The 21469-nt window shown below is 71.1% G+C and carries 20 protein-coding genes; 18 read left to right on the top strand and 2 right to left on the bottom strand.

Annotated features, from left to right (window positions below; genetic code table 11):
* The first annotated feature begins 15 nt into the window (after nucleotides 1–15).
* The 4 genes from AC07F0_RS28935 (at nucleotide 16) to AC07F0_RS28920 (ending at nucleotide 4531) form a co-directional block, all read left to right on the top strand.
* Nucleotides 16–582 (top strand): DUF4365 domain-containing protein, encoded by a 567-nt coding sequence (locus AC07F0_RS28935; RefSeq protein WP_086561752.1) that lies wholly within the window; start codon nucleotides 16–18, stop codon nucleotides 580–582.
* A complete protein-coding gene (locus AC07F0_RS28930) occupies nucleotides 579–1814 on the top strand; it encodes a hypothetical protein (RefSeq protein WP_478983012.1) in 1236 nt (411 codons plus the stop codon). Before AC07F0_RS28935 ends, AC07F0_RS28930 begins: the two co-directional genes overlap by 4 nt.
* A gap of 93 nt (nucleotides 1815–1907) precedes the next feature.
* Nucleotides 1908–3884, top strand: a complete 1977-nt coding sequence (thrS, locus tag AC07F0_RS28925) for a threonine--tRNA ligase (protein ID WP_478983011.1) — start codon at nucleotides 1908–1910, stop codon at nucleotides 3882–3884.
* 89 nt (nucleotides 3885–3973) lie between these two features.
* Complete coding sequence (locus AC07F0_RS28920; protein ID WP_351416563.1) at nucleotides 3974–4531, top strand: HIT family protein; 558 nt, start codon at nucleotides 3974–3976, stop codon at nucleotides 4529–4531.
* A 116-nt stretch (nucleotides 4532–4647) separates the two neighbouring features.
* Here AC07F0_RS28920 and AC07F0_RS28915 read toward each other — a convergent pair whose 3' ends face one another.
* The gene (locus AC07F0_RS28915; protein WP_436727967.1) at nucleotides 4648–6315 is read right to left on the bottom strand and encodes a hypothetical protein; all 1668 of its coding nucleotides are present in this window, start codon (nucleotides 6313–6315) and stop codon (nucleotides 4648–4650) included.
* A gap of 172 nt (nucleotides 6316–6487) precedes the next feature.
* Nucleotides 6488–8686 (bottom strand): elongation factor G-like protein EF-G2, encoded by a 2199-nt coding sequence (locus AC07F0_RS28910; RefSeq protein WP_478983010.1) that lies wholly within the window; start codon nucleotides 8684–8686, stop codon nucleotides 6488–6490.
* A gap of 215 nt (nucleotides 8687–8901) precedes the next feature.
* On the opposite strand from AC07F0_RS28910, the gene pgsA reads away from it, so the two are divergent.
* From pgsA to AC07F0_RS28840, 14 genes are all read left to right on the top strand, one after another.
* On the top strand, nucleotides 8902–9672 hold the full coding sequence (gene pgsA / locus AC07F0_RS28905) for a phosphatidylinositol phosphate synthase (RefSeq protein ID WP_436727995.1): 771 nt from the start codon (nucleotides 8902–8904) through the stop codon (nucleotides 9670–9672).
* A complete protein-coding gene (locus AC07F0_RS28900; RefSeq protein ID WP_478983009.1) occupies nucleotides 9669–10577 on the top strand; it encodes a phosphatidylinositol mannoside acyltransferase in 909 nt (302 codons plus the stop codon). The genes pgsA and AC07F0_RS28900 overlap by 4 nt, the downstream gene beginning before the upstream one ends.
* Nucleotides 10574–11737 carry a glycosyltransferase family 4 protein gene (locus AC07F0_RS28895; protein ID WP_436727970.1) on the top strand — a complete coding sequence of 388 codons (1164 nt, stop codon included), beginning with the start codon at nucleotides 10574–10576 and terminating at the stop codon, nucleotides 11735–11737. Before AC07F0_RS28900 ends, AC07F0_RS28895 begins: the two co-directional genes overlap by 4 nt.
* 44 nt (nucleotides 11738–11781) lie before the next feature.
* Nucleotides 11782–12324 carry a LemA family protein gene (locus AC07F0_RS28890; protein WP_436727971.1) on the top strand — a complete coding sequence of 181 codons (543 nt, stop codon included), beginning with the start codon at nucleotides 11782–11784 and terminating at the stop codon, nucleotides 12322–12324.
* Nucleotides 12325–12456: 132 nt separating this feature from the next.
* Nucleotides 12457–13368, top strand: coding sequence for a pyridoxal 5'-phosphate synthase lyase subunit PdxS (pdxS, locus tag AC07F0_RS28885; protein ID WP_478983008.1), 912 nt, complete (start codon nucleotides 12457–12459; stop codon nucleotides 13366–13368).
* A gap of 4 nt (nucleotides 13369–13372) precedes the next feature.
* Complete coding sequence (pdxT, locus tag AC07F0_RS28880) at nucleotides 13373–13978, top strand: pyridoxal 5'-phosphate synthase glutaminase subunit PdxT (RefSeq protein WP_478983007.1); 606 nt, start codon at nucleotides 13373–13375, stop codon at nucleotides 13976–13978.
* A 48-nt stretch (nucleotides 13979–14026) separates the two neighbouring features.
* Nucleotides 14027–14779, top strand: a complete 753-nt coding sequence (locus tag AC07F0_RS28875) for a YebC/PmpR family DNA-binding transcriptional regulator (protein ID WP_436727973.1) — start codon at nucleotides 14027–14029, stop codon at nucleotides 14777–14779.
* 115 nt (nucleotides 14780–14894) lie between these two features.
* Nucleotides 14895–15425, top strand: coding sequence for a crossover junction endodeoxyribonuclease RuvC (gene ruvC / locus AC07F0_RS28870; protein WP_307174096.1), 531 nt, complete (start codon nucleotides 14895–14897; stop codon nucleotides 15423–15425).
* On the top strand, nucleotides 15422–16027 hold the full coding sequence (ruvA, locus tag AC07F0_RS28865) for a Holliday junction branch migration protein RuvA (protein WP_436727975.1): 606 nt from the start codon (nucleotides 15422–15424) through the stop codon (nucleotides 16025–16027). Before ruvC ends, ruvA begins: the two co-directional genes overlap by 4 nt.
* 28 nt (nucleotides 16028–16055) lie before the next feature.
* The gene (ruvB, locus tag AC07F0_RS28860; RefSeq protein WP_274815024.1) at nucleotides 16056–17126 is read left to right on the top strand and encodes a Holliday junction branch migration DNA helicase RuvB; all 1071 of its coding nucleotides are present in this window, start codon (nucleotides 16056–16058) and stop codon (nucleotides 17124–17126) included.
* Between the two features lie 185 nt (nucleotides 17127–17311).
* Nucleotides 17312–17809, top strand: coding sequence for a preprotein translocase subunit YajC (gene yajC / locus AC07F0_RS28855; RefSeq protein WP_478983006.1), 498 nt, complete (start codon nucleotides 17312–17314; stop codon nucleotides 17807–17809).
* A 132-nt stretch (nucleotides 17810–17941) separates the two neighbouring features.
* Nucleotides 17942–19702: a protein translocase subunit SecD gene (gene secD / locus AC07F0_RS28850; RefSeq protein ID WP_478983005.1), complete on the top strand. Its 1761-nt coding sequence runs from the start codon at nucleotides 17942–17944 to the stop codon at nucleotides 19700–19702.
* A 1-nt stretch (nucleotide 19703) separates the two neighbouring features.
* The gene (gene secF / locus AC07F0_RS28845) at nucleotides 19704–20819 is read left to right on the top strand and encodes a protein translocase subunit SecF (protein ID WP_478983004.1); all 1116 of its coding nucleotides are present in this window, start codon (nucleotides 19704–19706) and stop codon (nucleotides 20817–20819) included.
* A complete protein-coding gene (locus AC07F0_RS28840) occupies nucleotides 20816–21355 on the top strand; it encodes an adenine phosphoribosyltransferase (protein WP_399412053.1) in 540 nt (179 codons plus the stop codon). The genes secF and AC07F0_RS28840 overlap by 4 nt, the downstream gene beginning before the upstream one ends.
* The last annotated feature ends 114 nt before the right edge of the window (nucleotides 21356–21469 follow it).

Raw genomic sequence — 21469 nt, 5'->3', positions numbered from 1 at the left:
GGAAGGCTGTTGGCCATGGCCATAGCGCAGCCCGAACGGGGCGGGCTGCTGCCCGAGCGCACGGCCCCCTCACGCGGCACTCTCGCCACCACCGCCTGCATGGAGACACTCCAGGTCGGCTATCTGCACGCCGTCGCGGCCGCCGCCGGCTGCTCGCTCTCCCAGCCGTTCCCCGACAACGGCATCGACTGGCACGTCAGCCACAGCGCCCCCGGGCACACCGTCGACGACGAGGTCACCATCAAGGTGCAGCTCAAGGCCACCTATCAGGTGCCGCCCGACCCACCGGGCCGCACCTTCGCCTTCACGCTCGACAACGACCACCTGGCGAAACTCGCCCGCACACCCGTGTCGGTGCACAAGATCCTGGTGGTGATGCTGGTGCCGCGCTCCCAGGACGACTGGCTGCGCGCCGGCCACGACCGGCTCGACCTCAGGCACTGCTGCTACTGGACCAACCTCGCCGGCCAGCCGATCACCGGCCGCCGCCGCACCACCGTGCGGATACCGACTTCACGCATCTTCGACGACCGGGCGCTGTGCGAGATCATGACGCGGGTCGGGACGGGAGGGAAACCGTGACGCACCGCCCGACCGAGGAGCCACTGAGGCCCGTGCGGCCCCACCCCGTCGACAGCACCTTCAGCGGCGCTCCGCCCGAGCCCGCGGACATCGACCCGGCCGTGCTCGGCGCCCTGCTCCGCCGGCACGGCTGGCGGCGGCGCGGCGGAGCCCCGGGCCGCTACGGCCGCTGGACCCCGCCCGGCCCGGGCGGCAACGGCACCAGCCTCCTCGTGCCCGAGAGCCGCGCCTTCCCCGACAGCGACGACCTGCTCGCCGAGGCCCTGCTCGCCCTGTCCCGCAGCGCCTCGCCCTCCGCCCGTGAGGTCCTCGTCTCCCTCGCCGTCCCCAGCGACGAGATCCGCTGGTGGCACGACGTCCCCGCCGGGCCCGCCGGTGCGGCGCCCTGGACCGTCGAGGACCGGCTGCGCACCGCCGCCCGCCGGATGCTGCTCGCGGCGGCGCTCGCCACCCGCGCCCGGGCCGGCTACCACGGAGCCCGGCACCGTCGCTCCGCCGCGGCCTTGCTGGACCACGTCCTCGTCGGCTCCGCGACGCACGGCCGGCTCACCGCCTTCGTGCCGGTCGGAGGCGGCCGCCCCCTCGCCGTCCGCCTCCACCAGGCCCTGTACGCCGCCCGTGAGGCCATCGACTACCAGCGCGCCACCGGCGGCATGGACGCCTTCGACGCCGCGGTCGAGGCGGGGGTGAGCCACGAGCTCACCGAGGCCCTCGTCGCCCTGGTCCGGGGCACGGAGGGCGCGAGGATCGCCGTCGAGTGGGCCCCGGCCGCCGGTGTGCCCGAGGGCTGCGCGCCCTCCGCCGAGCCCGTCGAGTTCTCACCCGGCGACCTGCCCGTGCTGCGCGAGGCGGGCGCCCGCTACCTGCGCGAGGAACCCGCCGTACCGGTGCGGATCACCGGAGCCGTGACACGGATGCGCAGGTCGGGGCCGCGCGGCGAGGGCACCGTACGGCTGCGGGTGCTGGCCGGGGCCGACGTACCGAACGTCCGCATCACCCTCGACGAGGAGGGGTACCGCATCGCCGGGCACGCCCATCTGGTCGGGCTGCCGGTGCGGGTCCAGGGTCGGCTGGAGAGCCGGGGCGGCTTCCGGCGCCTGACCGGCGCCCACGGCGTCGTACCGGTGCAGGTCGACGACGCCGAGCGGGACCGCCTGATGAAGGCGCTCCAGGAGAACGCCGGGATGGCGGCCTTCTTCGAGGAGGCCTGCGGAGGGGACTGCGGGGACTGATTTCGCGGTGGGCGGTCCTGGGTCGGTACGATCCATACTCGTGCGCGCGCTCCGGTATGGCGCCGCGACCCCACCTTCAGTCAGGAGAGACCGGTGTCAGACGTCCGTGTGATCATCCAGCGCGATTCCGAGCGGGAAGAACGCGTGGTGACGACGGGCACTACGGCCGCCGAGCTCTTCGCCGGCGAGCGCTCGATCATCGCCGCGCGCGTGGGCGGCGAGCTCAAGGACCTGTCGTACGCCCTGACCGAGGGCGACGAGGTCGAGGGCGTCGAGATCTCCTCCGAGGACGGCCTGAACATCCTGCGCCACTCCACCGCGCACGTCATGGCGCAGGCCGTGCAGGAGCTCTTCCCCGAGGCCAAGCTCGGCATCGGCCCGCCCGTCAAGGACGGCTTCTACTACGACTTCGACGTCGAGAAGCCGTTCACGCCCGAGGATCTCAAGGCCATCGAGAAGAAGATGCAGGAGATCCAGAAGCGGGGGCAGAAGTTCGCCCGCCGCGTGGTCACCGACGAGGCCGCCCGCGAGGAGCTGGCCGGTGAGCCCTACAAGCTGGAGCTGATCGGCCTCAAGGGCGCCGCCTCCAGCGACGACGGCGCGGACGTCGAGGTCGGCGCCGGTGAGCTGACGATCTACGACAACCTGGACGCCAAGACCGGCGAGCTGTGCTGGAAGGACCTCTGCCGCGGTCCCCACCTGCCGTCGACCCGCGCGATCCCCGCGTTCAAGCTGATGCGCAACGCGGCCGCCTACTGGCGCGGCAGCGAGAAGAACCCCATGCTCCAGCGCATCTACGGCACCGCCTGGCCGACCAAGGACGAGCTGAAGGCGCACCTGGAGTTCCTCGCCGAGGCCGAGAAGCGCGACCACCGCAAGCTCGGCAGCGAGCTCGACCTGTTCTCCATCCCGGAGCAGATCGGCTCCGGCCTCGCCGTCTTCCACCCCAAGGGCGGCGTCATCCGCCGGGTCATGGAGGACTACTCCCGCCGCCGCCACGAGGAGGAGGGCTACGAGTTCGTCTACACCCCGCACGCGACGAAGGGGAAGCTCTTCGAGACCTCGGGCCACCTGGACTGGTACGCCGACGGCATGTACCCGCCCATGCAGCTCGACGAGGGCGTGGACTACTACCTCAAGCCCATGAACTGCCCGATGCACAACCTGATCTTCGACGCGCGCGGGCGCTCCTACCGTGAGCTGCCGCTGCGCCTGTTCGAATTCGGGACCGTGTACCGGTACGAGAAGTCGGGCGTCGTGCACGGCCTGACCCGGGCCCGTGGCTTCACGCAGGACGACGCGCACATCTACTGCACGCGCGAGCAGATGTCGGAGGAGCTCGACAAGACGCTCACCTTCGTCCTGAACCTGCTGCGCGACTACGGCCTCACCGACTTCTACCTGGAGCTGTCCACCAAGGACCCGGAGAAGTTCGTCGGCTCGGACGAGGCCTGGGAGGAGGCGACGGAGACCCTCCGCCAGGTCGCCGAGAAGCAGGGCCTGCCCCTGGTCCCGGACCCGGGCGGTGCCGCCTTCTACGGCCCGAAGATCTCCGTCCAGACCAAGGACGCCATCGGCCGCACCTGGCAGATGTCGACGATCCAGCTCGACTTCAACCTGCCGGAGCGCTTCGACCTGGAGTACACGGCCGCGGACGGCTCCAAGACCCGCCCGGTCATGATCCACCGCGCCCTGTTCGGCTCGATCGAGCGCTTCTTCGCCGTGCTCCTGGAGCACTACGCGGGCGCCTTCCCGGCGTGGCTGGCCCCGGTCCAGGCGGTCGGCATCCCGATCGGTGACGCGCACGTCGAGTACCTGGAGAAGTTCGCGGCGGCGGCCAGGAAGCAGGGCCTGCGCGTCGAGGTGGACTCCTCCTCGGACCGTATGCAGAAGAAGATCCGCAACGCCCAGAAGCAGAAGGTGCCCTTCATGGTCATCGCGGGCGACGAGGACATGTCCCACGGGTCCGTGTCCTTCCGCTACCGCGACGGCTCCCAGGAGAACGGCATCCCGTTCGACGAGGCCATCGCGAAGATCATGAAGGTCGTCGAGGAGCGCGCCCAGGTCTGACCGCAGGGCGCGACCACGCCCTGACCGCACCGCGTACGGGCCCCCGGGAGATCCCGGGGGCCTTTGCCGTCCCCCCAGCTCGACGCCATATGCTGCACTGCATGACGAGTGAGCCGGAGCAGCAGCTGGGAGTGGGGACGCAGGACGCGTTCCAGCGTCTGTGGACGCCCCATCGGATGGCCTACATCCAGGGCGAGAACAAGCCGAGCGGCCCGGGCGCCGGCGACGGCTGCCCCTTCTGCTCGATCCCGGCCAAGTCCGACGAGGACGGCCTGGTCGTCAAGCGCGGCGAGCAGGTCTACGCGGTGCTCAATCTGTACCCGTACAACGGCGGGCACCTGATGACCGTTCCCTACCGGCACGTCGCCGACTACACCGACCTGACGGCGGGGGAGACCGCCGAGCTCGGCGAACTCACCAAGCAGGCGATGACGGCCCTGCGCACGGCCTCCGGCGCCCATGGCTTCAACATCGGCATGAACCAGGGCTCGGTCGCCGGCGCGGGCATCGCGGCACACCTGCACCAGCACATCGTGCCGAGGTGGGGCGGCGACACGAACTTCATGCCGGTGGTGGGACACACGCGGGTACTGCCGCAGCTGCTGGCGGACACCCGGAAGATGCTGGCGGAGGCCTGGCCTTCGTAAAGCGCGGCGTTGGACGGCACGCTCGGTTGCCGTGCCGCAGGGTGGGTGCGCAGCCCGGCACTGCGGGGTGCCGCCGCGCCCGCCCGTGCCGCCCCAGCGGCACGACTGCCCGCGGCTCAGGCGTCGTAGACGTCGGCCTTCTTCGGCGAAGCCTCCTGCACCGCCCCACTGAGCGCCGCCGACCTGGACCCGAACTTCTCCACGTCCACCCCGTTCTCCCGCAGCACCTTCAGCGCCGCCGCATGCACCACCCGCAGCACGGGCGTCGCAGCCCGCAGCGCGTCGTCCGCCATGAACCGGTGCCGCCACGGCTGGTCCGCCCACGCGTGCCGCAGACCGAACGGCTCCGGAAGCGTCAGGCTGCCGCCCAGCCAGTTGAGCAGCGGCGGATACCAGGTCAGCGGGGCGCGCGCGGCCAGCCGTACCACCTCGTCGGCGTCGATCAGGGGCATCTTCACGGTGCGGGTCTCCCAGAAGCGGAAGGCCTTCTGAACCGTCTTCTCCTTGGCCGCGGGCTTCTCGTTGAACAGGGAGTTGACCGGTCCCAGCGCGTGCCCGGTGACCTCGATGCGCAGCGTGTCGTGCAGCACCGTCACCGTGATCAGCATCGTGATGACCAGGTGGCCGTCCCACAGGGTCCACTGCACGCCGAGATAGTGCCGGTCGCCGCTGCCGAACTGCTGCTTGTTGCAGATGTCCTGGATGGCGTGCGTCCGGACCGTGTACGCGTCGACGTCCGCGCCGCTCGGCCGGGACACCTCCGTCGCCTTCTCACCGATCGGCGTGACGATCCAGTGCGTGATGGACGGCTTGGGGAAGCCGCCGGTGTTGATGGACGTGCGCTCCAGCATGCCCAGGCCGCCCTGGATCGCCACGATGACGTCCCAGCTGCGGAAGGGGTGGAACTCCTTGCCCGGCTCGGCGGACACCAGCTCCTCGGCCAGCTGCCAGCTGCCCCACCGCGTGCCCATGCCGAGTATGCCCTTGGGCCCGGCGTAGAAGACCGAGTTGGACCGCTGCTCGGCGGCGAGACGGGCCAGCTCCTTGCGGACCTGCTCGGCCGCGTCGCCGGGGTTGCCCGGCACCGCCTCGGGGATCTTGGCGCCCACACCGCCGCCCGACAGCAGGCTCGACCAGCGCTCCCGCAGGTCCCGGGCCGTCCGCTCGCAGATCTGCTTGGCCCAGAACCAGCCGACGACCGGCATGACGACCGCTGCGCGCCCGTACAGGGCCCAGAATCCCTCGAACGGCATGCGGATCAGGAACAGCACGGCGAGCGCGCCCACGGCGACCAGCAGGGTCGTGGCGAGGGCGCCGGCCCGCTTGTCCTCGCGCTTGGCCATGGTGGTGCGCAGCGTGAACACCAGCAGCCACACGAGGAATCCCGGCAGGAAGAGCACTCCGCAGATCACCGTGACCGCCGACAGCCAGTTGTCGCGGTCGCGGCGGATGCGGTGGGCCGCCAGACAGTGCTCCACGACGACCTGGGGCTCGATGCCGAAGGACTGGATGACCGGGTTGCGCCCGGCGCCCAGCATCCGGTCGATGACGGCGCGGGAGAAGGCCTCGCCGAAGTTGGGGCGGAAGATCTTCGCCCAGGAGCGCGGAGGGGTCACCTTCGACTGGTGCCACTCGTTGTCGGCGTTCAGGATCTTGGCGACCTCGTCGTCCCGGTACGCCGCCGCGGCCAGCGCGTAGGTCGCCGCGGTCTGGCCGCTCGCACCCGCCAGAGGCACCTGGGCCCCTGGGCTGAAGTCGAATCCGTCCGTCACTGCCGCCCCCATCGCTGCCGCTTCCGCATCAAGCGGCCTTCCCGAGTTCCGCGCTCCGCACACCTGTTGATCAGGTCATCAGCGTATCCGCAGGCACCGGCATCCGTCGGCGGGCGGTCCGCGGAACCGCCCGCCTGTGCGGAGGGAGCCCCCACCAGGGCCACTTGGCCCCCTCGGGCCCCAACTATGAGGCTTTGCGCTCCTCTTCACGGATCCGGTCCGCGACCTGCTGCGGCATCGGCTCGTGCCGTGCGTACCGGCGGCTGAAGCGGGCCGTGCCGTGCGTCATCGACCGCAGGTCGATCGCGTACCGGCCGATCTCGATCTCGGGCACCTCGGCCCGGACCAGGGTGCGCCCGCCGGGCGTCTGCTCGGTGCCGAGCACCCGGCCGCGCCGCCCCGACAGGTCGCTCATCACGGCGCCCACGAAGTCGTCGCCGACCAGCACCGACACCTCGGCCACCGGCTCCAGCAGATGGATCTTCGCGTCGGCCGCGGCCTCCCGCAGTGCGAGCGCCCCGGCCGTCTGGAACGCGGCGTCGGAGGAGTCCACCGAGTGCGCCTTGCCGTCCAGGAGGGTCACGCGTACGTCGATGAGCGGATATCCGGCGGCAACTCCCTTGGCGGCCTGGGCGCGTACGCCCTTCTCCACCGACGGGATGAACTGCCGGGGCACCGCGCCGCCGACGACCCTGTCCACGAACTCGATGCCCGAGCCGCCCGGCAGCGGCTCCACCTCGATCTCGCAGATGGCGAACTGCCCGTGCCCGCCGGACTGTTTGACGTGCCGGCCACGCCCGGCCGCCTTGGTCGCGAACGTCTCGCGCAGGGACACCCTGTGCGGTACGACGTCGACCTGGACGCCGTAGCGGCTGCGCAGCCGCTCCAGGGCGACGTCCGCGTGCGCCTCGCCCAGACACCACAGGACCACCTGGTGGGTGTCCTGGTTCTGTTCGAGCCGCATCGTCGGGTCCTCGGCCACCAGCCGGGCCAGGCCCTGGGAGAGCTTGTCCTCGTCCGGTTTGCTGTGCGCCTGGATGGCCAGCGGCAGCAGCGGGTCGGGCATCTGCCACGGCTCCATGAGCAGCGGGTCGTCCTTGGCGGACAGGGTGTCGCCGGTCTCGGCACGGCTGAGCTTGGCCACGCACGCCAGGTCACCGGCGATCACGTGCGACACCGGGCGCTGCTGCTTGCCGAACGGCGTGGACAGGGCGCCGATCCGCTCGTCGACGTCGTGGTCCTCGTGCCCGCGGTCGGCCAGGCCGTGCCCGGAGACGTGGACCGTCTGGTCGGCGCGCAGGGTGCCGGAGAAGACCCGGATCAGCGACAGCCGGCCGACGTACGGGTCCGAGGAGGTCTTCACGACCTCCGCGACCAGCGGCGCGTCCGGGTCGCACGGCTTGAGCTCGCGCGGCTTGCCGTCGACCGTCGTCACCCGCAGCGTCTCGTGCTCCAGCGGCGTGGGGAAGCCCCGGGTGATCAGCTCCAGCAGCTCCACCGTGCCGAGCCCCTGCCGGGAGCCCTCGGTCGCGGGGGCGGCGGCCAGGACGGGGAAGAAGACGCCGCGTGCGACGGCCCGCTCCAGGTCCTCGATCAGGGTCTTGACGTCGACCGGTTCCCCGCCGAGGTAGCGGTCCATGAGGGTCTCGTCCTCGCTCTCCGAGATGATCCCCTCGATCAGCCGGTTGCGGGCCTCCTCGATCAGCGGCAGCTGGTCCTCGCCCGGCTCGGACTCCTTGCGCTCGCCGGCCGAGTAGTCGAACAGCTTCTGCGACAGCAGCCCGATCAGACCGGTCACGGGAGCGTGCCCGTCCGGCGCCTGCGGCCCGTGCAGCGGCAGGTAGAGCGGCAGGACCGCGTCGGGGTCGTCCGCGCCGAAGGCCTCCGCGCAGATCCGGGTCATCTCCTCGAAGTCGGCCCGCGCCGCCTCCAGGTGCGTGACGACGATGGCCCGGGGCATGCCCACGGCCGCGCACTCCTCCCACACCATGCGGGTCGAGCCGTCCACGCCGTCCGAGGCCGAGACGACGAAGAGGGCCGCGTCCGCCGCGCGCAGACCGGCCCTGAGCTCACCGACGAAGTCGGCGTATCCGGGGGTGTCGAGGAGGTTGACCTTGATGCCGTCCCACTCGACGGGTACCAGGGAGAGCTGCACCGAGCGCTGCTGCCGGTGCTCGATCTCGTCGTAGTCGGAGACGGTGCCGCCGTCCTCCACGCGGCCCGCCCGGTTCACTGCCCCCGCCGTGAGCGCGAGGGCCTCCACCAACGTGGTCTTGCCCGATCCGGAGTGGCCGACCAGCACCACATTCCGTACGGACTGGGGGTGGTCGGCCGCCTGTGCCCTGCCGGCGGCCCCAGGGTGTGTCTGTGCCTTGTCGCCCATGATCCTGCCTCCCGTGCACGGTGAGGTCACTGTGGGCGCGGACACGCGGGATCCGCGTGCGGTGCGGCTCCGGCGACGCCCGCGGTTATTCGACCTTCCCACTCCCGTCACGGTGCGTCCATACGAAGGACGTGATCGCGCCCCGCCTCGCGCACCGGTGCGCCGTGACACGGGCCTCGGGTCCCGCCCGCCGCCCGCCCGCGTGCGTGGCTACGATGGGCCAGCCGGTGGCCAGCAGGGGCCAGACGGCGACACCGACCCTCGGGAAGGCCATGCTGAACAAGTACGCGCGTGCATTCTTCACGCGTGTTCTCACACCGTTCGCCGCGTTTCTGATCCGGAGGGGCGTCAGCCCCGACACCGTCACGCTCATCGGTACCGCCGGTGTGGTCGCGGGCGCGCTGGTCTTCTACCCCATGGGCGAGTTCTTCTGGGGCACGGTCGTGATCACGCTGTTCGTCTTCTCCGACCTGGTCGACGGCAACATGGCCCGCCAGCTGGGCCGTTCCAGCCGCTGGGGTGCCTTCCTGGACTCCACGCTCGACCGGGTCGCCGACGGCGCGATCTTCGGCGGCTTCATCCTCTGGTACGCCGGCGGGGGCGACGACCTCGTCCTGTGCGCCGTCTCGATCTTCTGCCTGGCCAGTGGCCAGGTGGTGTCGTACACCAAGGCCCGCGGCGAGTCGATCGGCCTGCCGGTCGCGGTCAACGGGCTGGTCGAGCGGGCCGAGCGGCTGGTGATCTCCCTGGTCGCGGCCGGCCTCGCGGGTCTGCACGCGTTCGGTGTCCCGGGCATCCAGTACCTGCTGCCGGTCGCCCTGTGGATCGTCGCCGTGGGCAGTCTGGTCACGCTGATCCAGCGGGTCGTCACGGTCCGCCGCGAGTCCGCCGAGGCCGAGGCCGAGGCAGCCGCGCAGGACGACGCCCCGCAGGACAATGGAGGCAAGCAGCACAACGCCTCCCACGGGAGCGAGGCGGCCACGTGAGTGCACAGGAGCGGCTGACGGACGCGCTCTACGGACTGGGCTGGAGCACCGTCAAGAAGCTCCCCGAGCCGGTCGCCGTACGGCTCGGGAACACCATCGCCGACCTCGCCTGGAAACAGCGCGGCAAGGGCGTGCAGCGCCTGGAGAGCAACTACGCGCGCGTGGTGCCCGGCGCCGGCCCCGAGCGCCTCGCCGAGCTCTCGCGCGCGGGCATGCGGTCGTACCTGCGCTACTGGATGGAGTCGTTCCGCCTCCCCGCCTGGAGCAAGGAGCGCATCGAGGGCGGCTTCGTCGCCAAGGACCTGCACTACCTGACCGAGGGCCTGGCCGCCGGCAAGGGCGTCGTACTCGCCCTGCCCCACCTGGCCAACTGGGACCTCGCCGGCGCCTGGGTCACCACGAAGCTCGGCATCCCGTTCACGACGGTCGCCGAGCGCCTGAAGCCGGAGACGCTGTACGACCGGTTCGTCGCCTACCGCGAGGGCCTCGGCATGGAGGTCCTGCCGCACAGCGGCGGCACCGCCTTCGGCACCCTGGCCCGGCGGCTGCGCGACGGTGGCCTGGTCTGCCTGGTCGCCGACCGCGACCTGTCCGCCACCGGCGTCGAGGTCGGCTTCTTCGGCGACACCGCCCGGATGCCGGCCGGACCGGCGCTGCTCGCCCAGCAGACGGGCGCCCTGCTGCTCCCCGTCACCCTCTGGTACGACGACTCGCCCGTGATGCGCGGCCGAGTCCACCCGCCCGTCGAGGTGCCCGCGTCGGGCACGCGCGCCGAGAAGACATCCGTCATGACACAGGCGCTGGCCGACGCCTTCGCCTCCGGGATCGCCGACCACCCGGAGGACTGGCACATGCTGCAGCGCCTGTGGCTCGCGGACCTCGACCCTTCGAAGGGGCCATCGTGAGGATCGGCATCGTCTGCCCGTACTCCTGGGACGTACCGGGCGGCGTCCAGTTCCACATCCGGGACCTGGCCGAGTACTTCATCCGTCTCGGCCACGAGGTGTCCGTCCTCGCCCCGGCCGACGACGACACCCCCCTGCCGCCGTACGTCGTCTCGGCCGGCCGTGCGGTGCCGGTGCCGTACAACGGCTCGGTGGCCCGGCTGAACTTCGGCTTCCTGAGCGCCGCCCGGGTGCGCCGCTGGCTGCACGAGGGCGCGTTCGACGTCATCCACATCCACGAGCCGACCTCGCCCTCGCTGGGCCTGCTGACCTGCTGGGCCGCCCAGGGACCGATCGTCGCCACGTTCCACACGTCCAACCCGCGCTCCCGCGCGATGATCGCCGCGTACTCCATCCTCCAGGCCGCCCTGGAGAAGATCAGCGCACGGATCGCCGTGAGCGAGTACGCCCGGCGCACCCTCGTCGAGCATCTCGGCGGGGACGCGGTGGTGATCCCGAACGGCGTCGACGTCGACTTCTTCGCCAAGGCCGAGCCCAAGGCCGAGTGGCAGGGCGAGACGATCGGCTTCATAGGGCGCATCGACGAGCCCCGCAAGGGCCTGCCGGTACTGATGAAGGCCCTGCCGAAGATCCTCGCCGCCCGTCCGCGGACCCGGCTGCTGGTCGCCGGGCGCGGTGACGAGGAGGAGGCGGTGGAGTCGCTGCCGGCCGAGCTGCGCTCCCGCGTCGAGTTCCTCGGCATGGTCAGCGACGAGGACAAGGCCCGCTTCCTGCGCAGCGTCGACCTGTACGTCGCGCCCAACACCGGCGGCGAGAGCTTCGGGATCATCCTGGTCGAGGCCATGTCCGCCGGAGCCCCCGTCCTCGCCTCCGACCTGGACGCCTTCGCCCAGGTCCTGGACCGGGGAGAGGCCGGGGAGCTGTTCCCCAACGAGGACGCCGACGCCCTGGCCGACGCGGCCGTACGTCTGCTGGACGACCCGGCCCGGCGCGCGGAACTGAGCGAGCGGGGCAGCGCCCACGTGCGCCGCTTCGACTGGTCCACCGTCGGCGCGGACATCCTGTCCGTCTACGAGACGGTGACGGCGGGCGCGGCGGCGGTGGCCGAGGACGAGCGGACGAGCGGGCTGTGGGGGCGGCTCGGACTGGCCCGGGACTGACCGGGCACCCGGCCGCCTGAGCAGGCACCGGTAGCCTCTGGGCCGTGACCGCAACCCTCATCTGGATCCTCGTCGCCCTCGTGGTGATCGGCCTGTACCTGAGCTGGACGGCCGGGCGGCTGGACCGGCTGCACGCGCGCATCGACGCGGCCCGCGCCGCACTCGACGCACAGCTGCTGCGCCGCGCCTCCGTCGCCCAGGAACTGGCCACCTCCGGGGTGCTCGACCCGGCCGCCTCGATCGTCCTCTACGAGGCCGCGCACGCCGCCCGCCAGGCGGAGGAGGAGCAGCGGGAGGTCGCCGAGAGCGAGCTGAGCCAGGCGTTGCGGGCCGTGTTCGGGGAGGTCCAGCAGGTGGAGGCGGTGCGGGAGGCGCCCGGCGGCGAGGCGGCCGCCGAGGAACTCGCGCAGGCGGTGCGGCGCGTCCCGATGGCCCGCCGCTTCCACAACGACGCCGTGCGGGCCGCCCGTGCCCTGCGCCGGCACCGCAAGGTCCGCTGGTTCCGGCTGGCGGGCCACGCCCCGTTCCCCCTGGCCTTCGAAATGGACGACGAGCCTCCGGCGGCCCTGGCGGACCGGGCCGCCTGAGCCCGTCCCCGCCCCGTACCCCGGCCGACCGCCGGAAAAGGATCCACAGCGTTCCCATTGGCCCTTGCTGTGGACTGGTCCCCTCACGTTTCCTCGGTGCTGCAGAATTCCCCTTCCGTAGCGAGGTCATCCGTGTCCACCACGTCTCCCAACTCCCAGGCCCCCGAGATCGGCACCGCCCGTGTGAAGCGCGGTATGGCCGAGCAGCTCAAGGGCGGCGTCATCATGGACGTCGTCACGCCGGAGCAGGCGAAGATCGCCGAGGACGCGGGCGCCGTCGCCGTCATGGCCCTGGAGCGGGTCCCGGCCGACATCCGCAAGGACGGCGGCGTGGCCCGCATGTCCGACCCGGACATGATCGAGGGCATCATCGAGGCCGTCTCGATCCCGGTGATGGCCAAGTCCCGCATCGGCCACTTCGTCGAGGCCCAGGTCCTGCAGTCCCTCGGTGTCGACTACATCGACGAGTCCGAGGTCCTCACCCCGGCCGACGAGGTCAACCACTCCGACAAGTGGGCCTTCACCACGCCGTTCGTCTGCGGCGCCACCAACCTGGGCGAGGCCCTGCGCCGCATCGCCGAGGGCGCCGCGATGATCCGCTCCAAGGGCGAGGCCGGCACCGGCAACGTCGTCGAGGCCGTCCGCCACCTGCGCCAGATCAAGAACGAGATCGCCAAGCTGCGCGGCTTCGACAACAACGAGCTGTACGCCGCCGCCAAGGAGCTGCGCGCCCCCTACGAGCTCGTGCGCGAGGTCGCCGAACTCGGCAAGCTCCCGGTCGTGCTGTTCTCCGCCGGCGGTGTCGCCACCCCGGCCGACGCGGCCCTGATGCGCCAGCTCGGCGCCGAGGGCGTCTTCGTCGGCTCCGGCATCTTCAAGTCCGGCGACCCGGCCAAGCGCGCCGCCGCCATCGTGAAGGCCACCACCTTCTACGACGACCCGAAGATCATCGCCGACGCGTCCCGCAACCTCGGCGAGGCCATGGTCGGCATCAACTGCGACACCCTCCCCGAGACCGAGCGCTACGCCAACCGCGGCTGGTAACCCCATGAGCACTCCTGTCATAGGCGTCCTGGCCCTCCAGGGCGACGTACGGGAGCACCTCGTCGCCCTGGCCGCGGCCGATGCCGTGGCCAGGCCGGTGCGGCGCCCCGAAGAACTCGCCGAGGCGGACGGCCTCGTCATCCCCGGCGGCGAGTCCACCACCATCTCCAAGCTGGCGGTGCTGTTCGGCCTGATGGAGCCGCTGCGCACGCGTGTGCGGGACGGCATGCCCGTCTACGGCACCTGCGCCGGCATGATCATGCTCGCCGACAAGATCCTCGACCCGCGCTCGGGCCAGGAGACCGTCGGCGGCATCGACATGATCGTGCGCCGCAACGCCTTCGGCCGGCAGAACGAGTCCTTCGAGGCGGCCGTCGACGTCAAGGGCGTCGAGGGCGACCCGGTGGAGGGCGTCTTCATCCGTGCCCCCTGGGTTGAGTCCGTCGGTGCCCGGGCCGAGGTGCTCGCCGAGCACGACGGCCACATCGTCGCGGTCCGTCAGGGCAATGCTCTGGCCACGTCGTTCCACCCGGAACTGACCGGCGACCACCGTGTGCACGCCCTGTTCGTCGACATGGTGCGCGCGAACCGAACGGCCGAGTCCTTGTAGGATTCCTGCGTTCGTTGCTGAGATGGGTTACGCGAAGGAGACAGGCAGATGTCCGGCCACTCTAAATGGGCCACGACGAAGCACAAGAAGGCCGTCATCGATGCCAAGCGCGGCAAGCTCTTCGCGAAGCTGATCAAGAACATCGAGGTGGCGGCCCGGATGGGCGGCGCCGACCCCGAAGGCAACCCGACGCTCTACGACGCCATCCAGAAGGCGAAGAAGTCGTCGGTCCCCAACAAGAACATCGACTCGGCGGTCAAGCGCGGCGCGGGCCTGGAGGCCGGCGGCGCCGACTACGAGACGATCATGTACGAGGGCTACGGCCCGAACGGTGTCGCCGTGCTCATCGAGTGCCTCACCGACAACCGCAACCGCGCCGCCTCCGAGGTCCGTGTCGCCATGACCCGCAACGGCGGCTCCATGGCCGACCCGGGCTCGGTGTCGTACCTGTTCAACCGCAAGGGCGTCGTGATCGTCCCCAAGGGCGAGCTGACCGAGGACGACGTGCTGGCCGCCGTGCTGGACGCGGGCGCCGAGGAGGTCAACGACCTCGGCGAGACCTTCGAGGTCCTCAGCGAGGCCACCGACCTGGTCGCGGTCCGCACCGCCCTGCAGGAGGCCGGCATCGACTACGACTCCGCCGACGCCAACTTCGTCCCGACCATGCAGGTCGAGCTGGACGAGGAGGGCGCCAAGAAGATCTTCAAGCTGATCGACGCGCTGGAGGACAGCGACGACGTGCAGAACGTCTTCGCCAACTTCGACGTCAGCGACGAGGTCATGGAGAAGGTCGGCGCGTAACGCCGTCGCGGACTCCGCGGGACCCAACGGGCCGACGGGACACACCCCGTCGGCCCGTCGCGTTGTCGGTGGCACCCGATAGCCTGCAGGAACAGGCGATCGAGAGGGAGGGCGCGTGCGCGTTCTGGGGGTGGACCCGGGCCTGACCCGGTGCGGTGTCGGCGTGGTCGAGGGCGTCGCCGGACGGCCGCTCACCATGATCGGCGTCGGCGTCGTCCGCACACCGGCCGACGCGGACCTCGGCCACCGCCTCGTCGCCATCGAGCAGGGCATCGAACAGTGGCTGGACGAGCACCGGCCGGAGTTCGTCGCCGTCGAGCGCGTCTTCAGCCAGCACAACGTCCGTACGGTGATGGGCACGGCCCAGGCCAGCGCCGTCGCCCTGCTGTGCGCCTCCCGCCGCGGGATCCCCGTGGCGCTGCACACGCCGAGCGAGGTCAAGGCCGCCGTCACCGGCAGCGGCCGGGCCGACAAGGCCCAGGTGGGCGCCATGGTGACCCGCCTGCTCCGGCTGAGCGCACCGCCCAAGCCCGCCGACGCGGCCGACGCCCTCGCCCTCGCCATCTGCCACATCTGGCGCGCCCCCGCGCAGAACCGACTCCAGCAGGCCGTCGCCCTGCACACATCGAAAGGCCGTACGGCATGATCGCCTTCGTCAGCGGCACGGTCGCCGCGCTCGCCCCCGACGCCGCGGTCGTCGAGGTCGGCGGCGTCGGCATGGCCGTCCAGTGCACGCCGAACACGCTGTCCACGCTGCGCATGGGCCAGCCCGCGAAGCTGCACACGTCCCTCGTCGTACGGGAGGACTCACTCACCCTGTACGGCTTCGCGGACGACGACGAGCGGCAGACCTTCGAGTTGCTCCAGACGGCCAGCGGTGTCGGCCCCCGGCTCGCCCAGGCCATGCTCGCCGTGCACACGCCGGACGCCCTGCGCCGGGCCGTCGCCACCGGCGACGAGAAGGCGCTCACGGCCGTCCCCGGTATCGGCAAGAAGGGCGCCCAGAAGCTGCTGTTGGAACTGAAGGACCGCCTCGGCGAGCCGGTCGGCGCCCCCGCCGTCGGTGCGGCCGTCAGCGCGGGCTGGCGCGACCAGCTGCACGCCGCCCTGATCGGCCTCGGCTACGCGACCCGGGAGGCCGACGAGGCCGTGACCGCCGTCGCTCCGCAGGCCGAGGCCGCCGAGGGCGCGCCCCAGGTGGGGCAGCTGCTGAAGGCGGCCCTGCAGACCCTGAACCGCGCCCGATGATCCGCACCTAGATTCCGAGGCACATTCCATGAACTGGGACGACACGACCGACGCCGATGCCGCCGAGCGGCTCGTCGGTGCGTCCGCCGACCGTGAGGATCAGGCCGTCGAGGCCGCCCTGCGCCCCAAGGACCTGGGCGAGTTCATCGGCCAGGAGAAGGTCCGCGAACAGCTCGACTTGGTGCTGCGCGCCGCACGCGCGCGTGGCGCCACCGCCGACCACGTGCTGCTCTCCGGCGCCCCCGGCCTCGGCAAGACCACCCTGTCGATGATCATCGCGGCCGAGATGGGCGCCCCCATCCGCATCACGTCGGGCCCCGCCATCCAGCACGCCGGAGACCTCGCCGCGATCCTCTCCTCCCTCCAGGAGGGCGAGGTCCTCTTCCTCGACGAGATCCACCGCATGTCCCGGCCCGCCGAGGAGATGCTGTACATGGCGATGGAGGACTTCCGCGTCGACGTCATCGTCGGCAAGGGCCCGGGCGCCACCGCCATCCCGCTGGAGCTGCCCCCCTTCACCCTGGTCGGTGCCACCACCCGCGCGGGCCTGCTGCCGCCCCCGCTGCGCGACCGCTTCGGCTTCACCGCCCACATGGAGTTCTACGAACCGGCCGAACTGGAGCGGGTCATCCACCGCTCCGCGGACCTCCTCGAGGTCGAGATCGAGCCGGACGGCGCCGCCGAGATCGCCGGCCGCTCCCGCGGCACGCCCCGCATCGCCAACCGTCTGCTGCGCCGCGTCCGGGACTACGCGCAGGTCAAGGCCGACGGACTGATCACCAAGGACATCGCCGAGGCCGCGCTCGCCGTCTACGAGGTGGACGCCCGCGGCCTCGACCGCCTCGACCGGGCCGTGCTGGAAGCCCTGCTCAAGCTGTTCGGCGGCGGCCCCGTCGGCCTGTCCACGCTCGCGGTCGCGGTGGGGGAGGAGCGTGAGACCGTGGAAGAGGTCGCCGAGCCCTTCCTGGTCCGGGAGGGACTCCTGGCCCGCACCCCGCGCGGCCGGGTCGCCACCCCCGCCGCATGGGCGCATCTCGGCCTCACCCCGCCCCGCTCCCAGACTGCCGGAAACGGACAACAGGACCTGTTCGGGGCGTGACGGCGCCGTCACGGCTCCGGGACGGCGAGGCCAGTGGCCGGAGCAGGAACCCCGGTGCCATGCTGAGCGTTGTTCCATGCGCGCGGACTCGCTTAGACTCCGCCGATGCCGCCTTTGTCGGCGGCGTACACACCCCCAACCATCTGGCCGCTCACAGCGCGGTCGTGTGAAGGAAGTACCGACCCGTGAGTCTCCTGACCCTCCTCCCGTTCATCGTGCTCATCGGGGCCATGTTCCTGATGACCCGGTCGGCCAAGAAGAAGCAGCAGCAGGCCGTGGAGATGCGGAACCAAATGCAGCCCGGCAGCGGTGTCCGCACCATCGGGGGCATGTACGCCACGGTCAAGGAAGTCAACGAGGACACCGTCCTCCTCGACGCCGGTCCGGGCGTCGAGCTCCTCTTCGCCAAGAACTCCATCGGCGCCGTCCTCACCGACGACGAGTACAACCGCATCGTCCACGGCATCGAGCACGACCTGAAGTCCGACGCCGACATCGTCCCGGACGACGCCTCCTCCCTCACCGAGACCGGCGAATCCGCCGCCGACGCCAACGACGACGACAAGGCCGTCGACCTCGGCAAGAAGGACGCGGCCGAGGAGCCGGCCGACGACGCCCCGGCCGGCGAGGCGAAGACGGACGAAGAGCCGAAGAAGACCGACGGCGACTCCGAGGCGAAGTAGTCGCGTCCCGGGGTGCACGGGCCGGGCCCGCGCACCCCGGGACACGACCGGCTCGCACGGAGTCCCGACACCATGTGATGGCCGCCCGTCCGCCGATCCGGAGCGAGGCGGCCCGAGAGGGAGTACGAGAAGGTGGCCACACCTAAAAAGGGCCGGAGCGCGAGCGCCCAGAGCAAGCCGGGGCGCTCGCTGGCCCTGATCCTGATCGCCATCGCGGCGCTCACCGGTGGGATGTTCGCCTCGGGGCACACCACCCCGCGTCTCGGCATCGACCTGGCCGGCGGCACCAGCATCACGCTCCGCGCGGTGCCCGAGGCCGGCAACGAGGCGGCGATCAACAAGACCAACATGGACACCGCCGTCTCCATCATGGAGCGACGTGTCAACGGTCTGGGCGTCCAGGAGGCCGAGGTCCAGACGCAGGGCCGGGACAACATCATCGTCAACATCCCCAAGGGCACGAACTCCGAGCAGGCCCGCAAGCAGGTCGGCACCACCGCCAAGCTCTACTTCCGCCCGGTCGTCGCCACCGAGGTCTCCGGCGGCGGGGGCTCGGCGAGCCCCTCGCCGAGCCCCACGGGAAGCCCCTCGGACCAGCCGTCCGGCAAGGCCACCGACAAGCCCGAGGCCACCGACAAGGGCTCCGCCTCCCCGTCCGCCTCTCCCAGCACCCAGGGCCGCGCGGTCACGGACGCGCTGAAGGCCGACGCGACGCCGTCCGCGAGCGCCTCGGACAAGGCGAAGGCCAGCCCCTCCGCGTCCGGCGGCGCCTCGGGTGACGACCCGAGCAAGCTCCAGGAGCAGTACGCCAAGCTCGACTGCACCAACGCGAAGACCCGCTCCACCGTGGGCGACGGCGTCAAGGCCTCCCAGCCCACCCTGGCCTGCGGCAAGAACGCGCAGGGTCAGTGGCAGAAGTACATCCTCGGCCCCGCCGAGGTCGACGGCACCGACGTCGACAAGGCCCAGGCCGTCCTGAACACCCAGACCGGTGCGGGCTGGACCGTCACGATGGACTTCACCGACGGGGGCGCCAAGAAGTTCGCGGACATCACCGGCAAGCTGGCGCAGAACCAGTCGCCGCAGAACCAGTTCGCGATCGTCCTCGACGGTGACGTGGTCTCCGACCCGTACGTGCGCCAGGCCCTGACCGGCGGCAACGCGGAGATCTCCGGCAACTTCACCCAGCAGTCCGCCCAGGAACTCGCCAACATGCTGTCGTACGGCGCGCTGCCGCTGACCTTCAAGGTGGACAGCATGACGACTGTGACCGCCGCGCTGGGCGGTGACCAGCTGAACGCCGGCCTGATCGCAGGCGCGATCGGTCTCGCGCTGGTCGTCATCTATCTGCTGGCCTACTACCGCGGCCTGTCGTTCATCGCGATCCTCTCGCTGCTGGTGTCCGCCGCGCTCACGTACACGCTCATGGCCCTGCTCGGCCCGGCCATCGGCTTCGCGCTGAACCTGCCGGCCGTGTGCGGTGCCATCGTCGCGATCGGCATCACCGCGGACTCGTTCATCGTGTACTTCGAACGCGTCCGCGACGAGATCCGGGAGGGCCGCTCGCTGCGCCCCGCCGTCGAGCGGGCCTGGCCGCGTGCCCGGCGCACCATCCTGGTCTCCGACTTCGTGTCGTTCCTCGCCGCCGCGGTGCTCTTCATCGTCACCGTCGGCAAGGTCCAGGGCTTCGCGTTCACGCTCGGCCTGACCACCCTGCTCGACGTGGTCGTCGTGTTCCTCTTCACCAAGCCGCTGCTGACGCTGATGGCCCGCCGCCCCTTCTTCGCGAACGGCCACAAGTGGTCCGGTCTCGACCCGAAGAGCCTGGGGGCGCAGCCACCGCTGCGCCGCACCCGCCGTCCCGCCGTCCCCGTCGACCCCAAGGAGGCCTGAGATGTCGAAACTCGGCAACCTCGGCGCCCGGCTGCACCGTGGCGAGGTCGGCTACGACTTCGTCAAGAACCGCAAGATCTGGTACGGCCTGTCCATCCTGATCACCATCACGGCCATCGTCGGCCTGGCGGTGCGCGGCCTGAACATGGGCATCGAGTTCGAGGGCGGCGCCGTCTTCAACACGCCGAAGAACACCAGCGCTTCGGTGTCCCAGGCGGAGGAGTACGCGGAACAGGCCGCCGGCCACGACGCGATCGTCCAGAAGCTGGGTGACGGCAGCCTGCGCATCCAGGTCGCCGGCATCGACACCGACGCGGCGAACACGATCAAGAACACGCTCGCCGACGACCTCAAGGTCGACTCGGAGCAGATCAACGCCGAACTGGTCGGCCCCAGCTGGGGCGAGCAGATCGCGAACAAGGCCTGGCAGGGCCTCGGCATCTTCCTGGTCCTCGTGGTGATCTACCTCGCGATCGCCTTCGAGTGGCGCATGGCGCTCGCCGCGTTCGTCGCACTGATCCACGACATCACCATCACGGTCGGCATCTACGCCCTGGTGGGCTTCGAGGTCACACCGGGCACGGTGATCGGTCTGCTGACCATCCTCGGCTACTCGCTGTACGACACCGTCGTGGTCTTCGACAGCCTCAAGGAACAGACCAAGGACATCACCAAGCAGACCCGCTGGACCTACAGCGACATCGCCAACCGCTCGATCAACAGCACCCTGGTCCGCTCCATCAACACCACGGTGGTCGCGCTGCTGCCGGTCGCGGGCCTGCTGTTCATCGGTGGCGGTGTCCTCGGCGCCGGCATGCTGAACGACATCTCGCTGTCGCTGTTCGTCGGCCTCGCCGCCGGTGCGTACTCCTCGATCTTCATCGCCACGCCGCTCGTCGCCGACCTCAAGGAGCGCGAGCCGCAGCTGAAGGCCCTCAGGAAGCGCGTCCTCGCCAAGCGGGCCCAGTCCGGCGCCCAGGGCGATACCGAGACCCACGACGCCGACGAGTCGTACGACGGCGAGCCCGAGGACGCCGCACCCGCGGTCGTCGGCCCCCGCAACCAGCCCGCGTCCCGCACCCGCGGCCGTGGCCGTCCGTCGGGGAAGCGCCGATGACCGACATCAGGGAGCTGCTGCTCAGCCGCATCAGGGACGTGGCGGACTACCCGGAGCCGGGCGTGATGTTCAAGGACATCACCCCGCTCCTGGCGGACCCCGCGGCGTTCACCGCGCTCACCGACGCCCTCGCCGAGATCGCCGAGCGCACCGGTGCCACCAAGGTCGTCGGCCTGGAGGCCCGGGGCTTCATCCTCGGCGCCCCCGTGGCCGTCCGCGCCGGCCTCGGCTTCATCCCCGTACGCAAGGCGGGCAAGCTCCCCGGAGCCACCCTCGGCCAGGCCTACGACCTGGAGTACGGCTCGGCGGAGATCGAGGTGCACGCCGAGGACCTGACCGCCGACGACCGCGTCCTGATCGTCGACGACGTCCTCGCCACCGGCGGCACCGCAGAGGCCTCGGTCCAGCTCATCCGCCGGGCCGGCGCCGAGGTCGCGGGCCTCGCCGTCCTCATGGAGCTCGGCTTCCTCAGCGGCCGCGGCCGCCTGGAACCGGCTCTGAACGGCGCACCGCTGGAGGCGCTGCTCACGGTCTAGAAGGCCCGGGCAGCCCGGTGGACACCGTCATGCCACCGGCTCGACACCGTGGAGGCGGGCCCGGAGTAATCCGGCGCCCGCCTCTCACGTTTCTCGGGTAGACGGTCCTCACAT

It is taken from the genome of Streptomyces sp. NPDC045955 (assembly GCF_056430805.1).
This window is presented reverse-complemented; position numbering and strand designations above follow the sequence as displayed.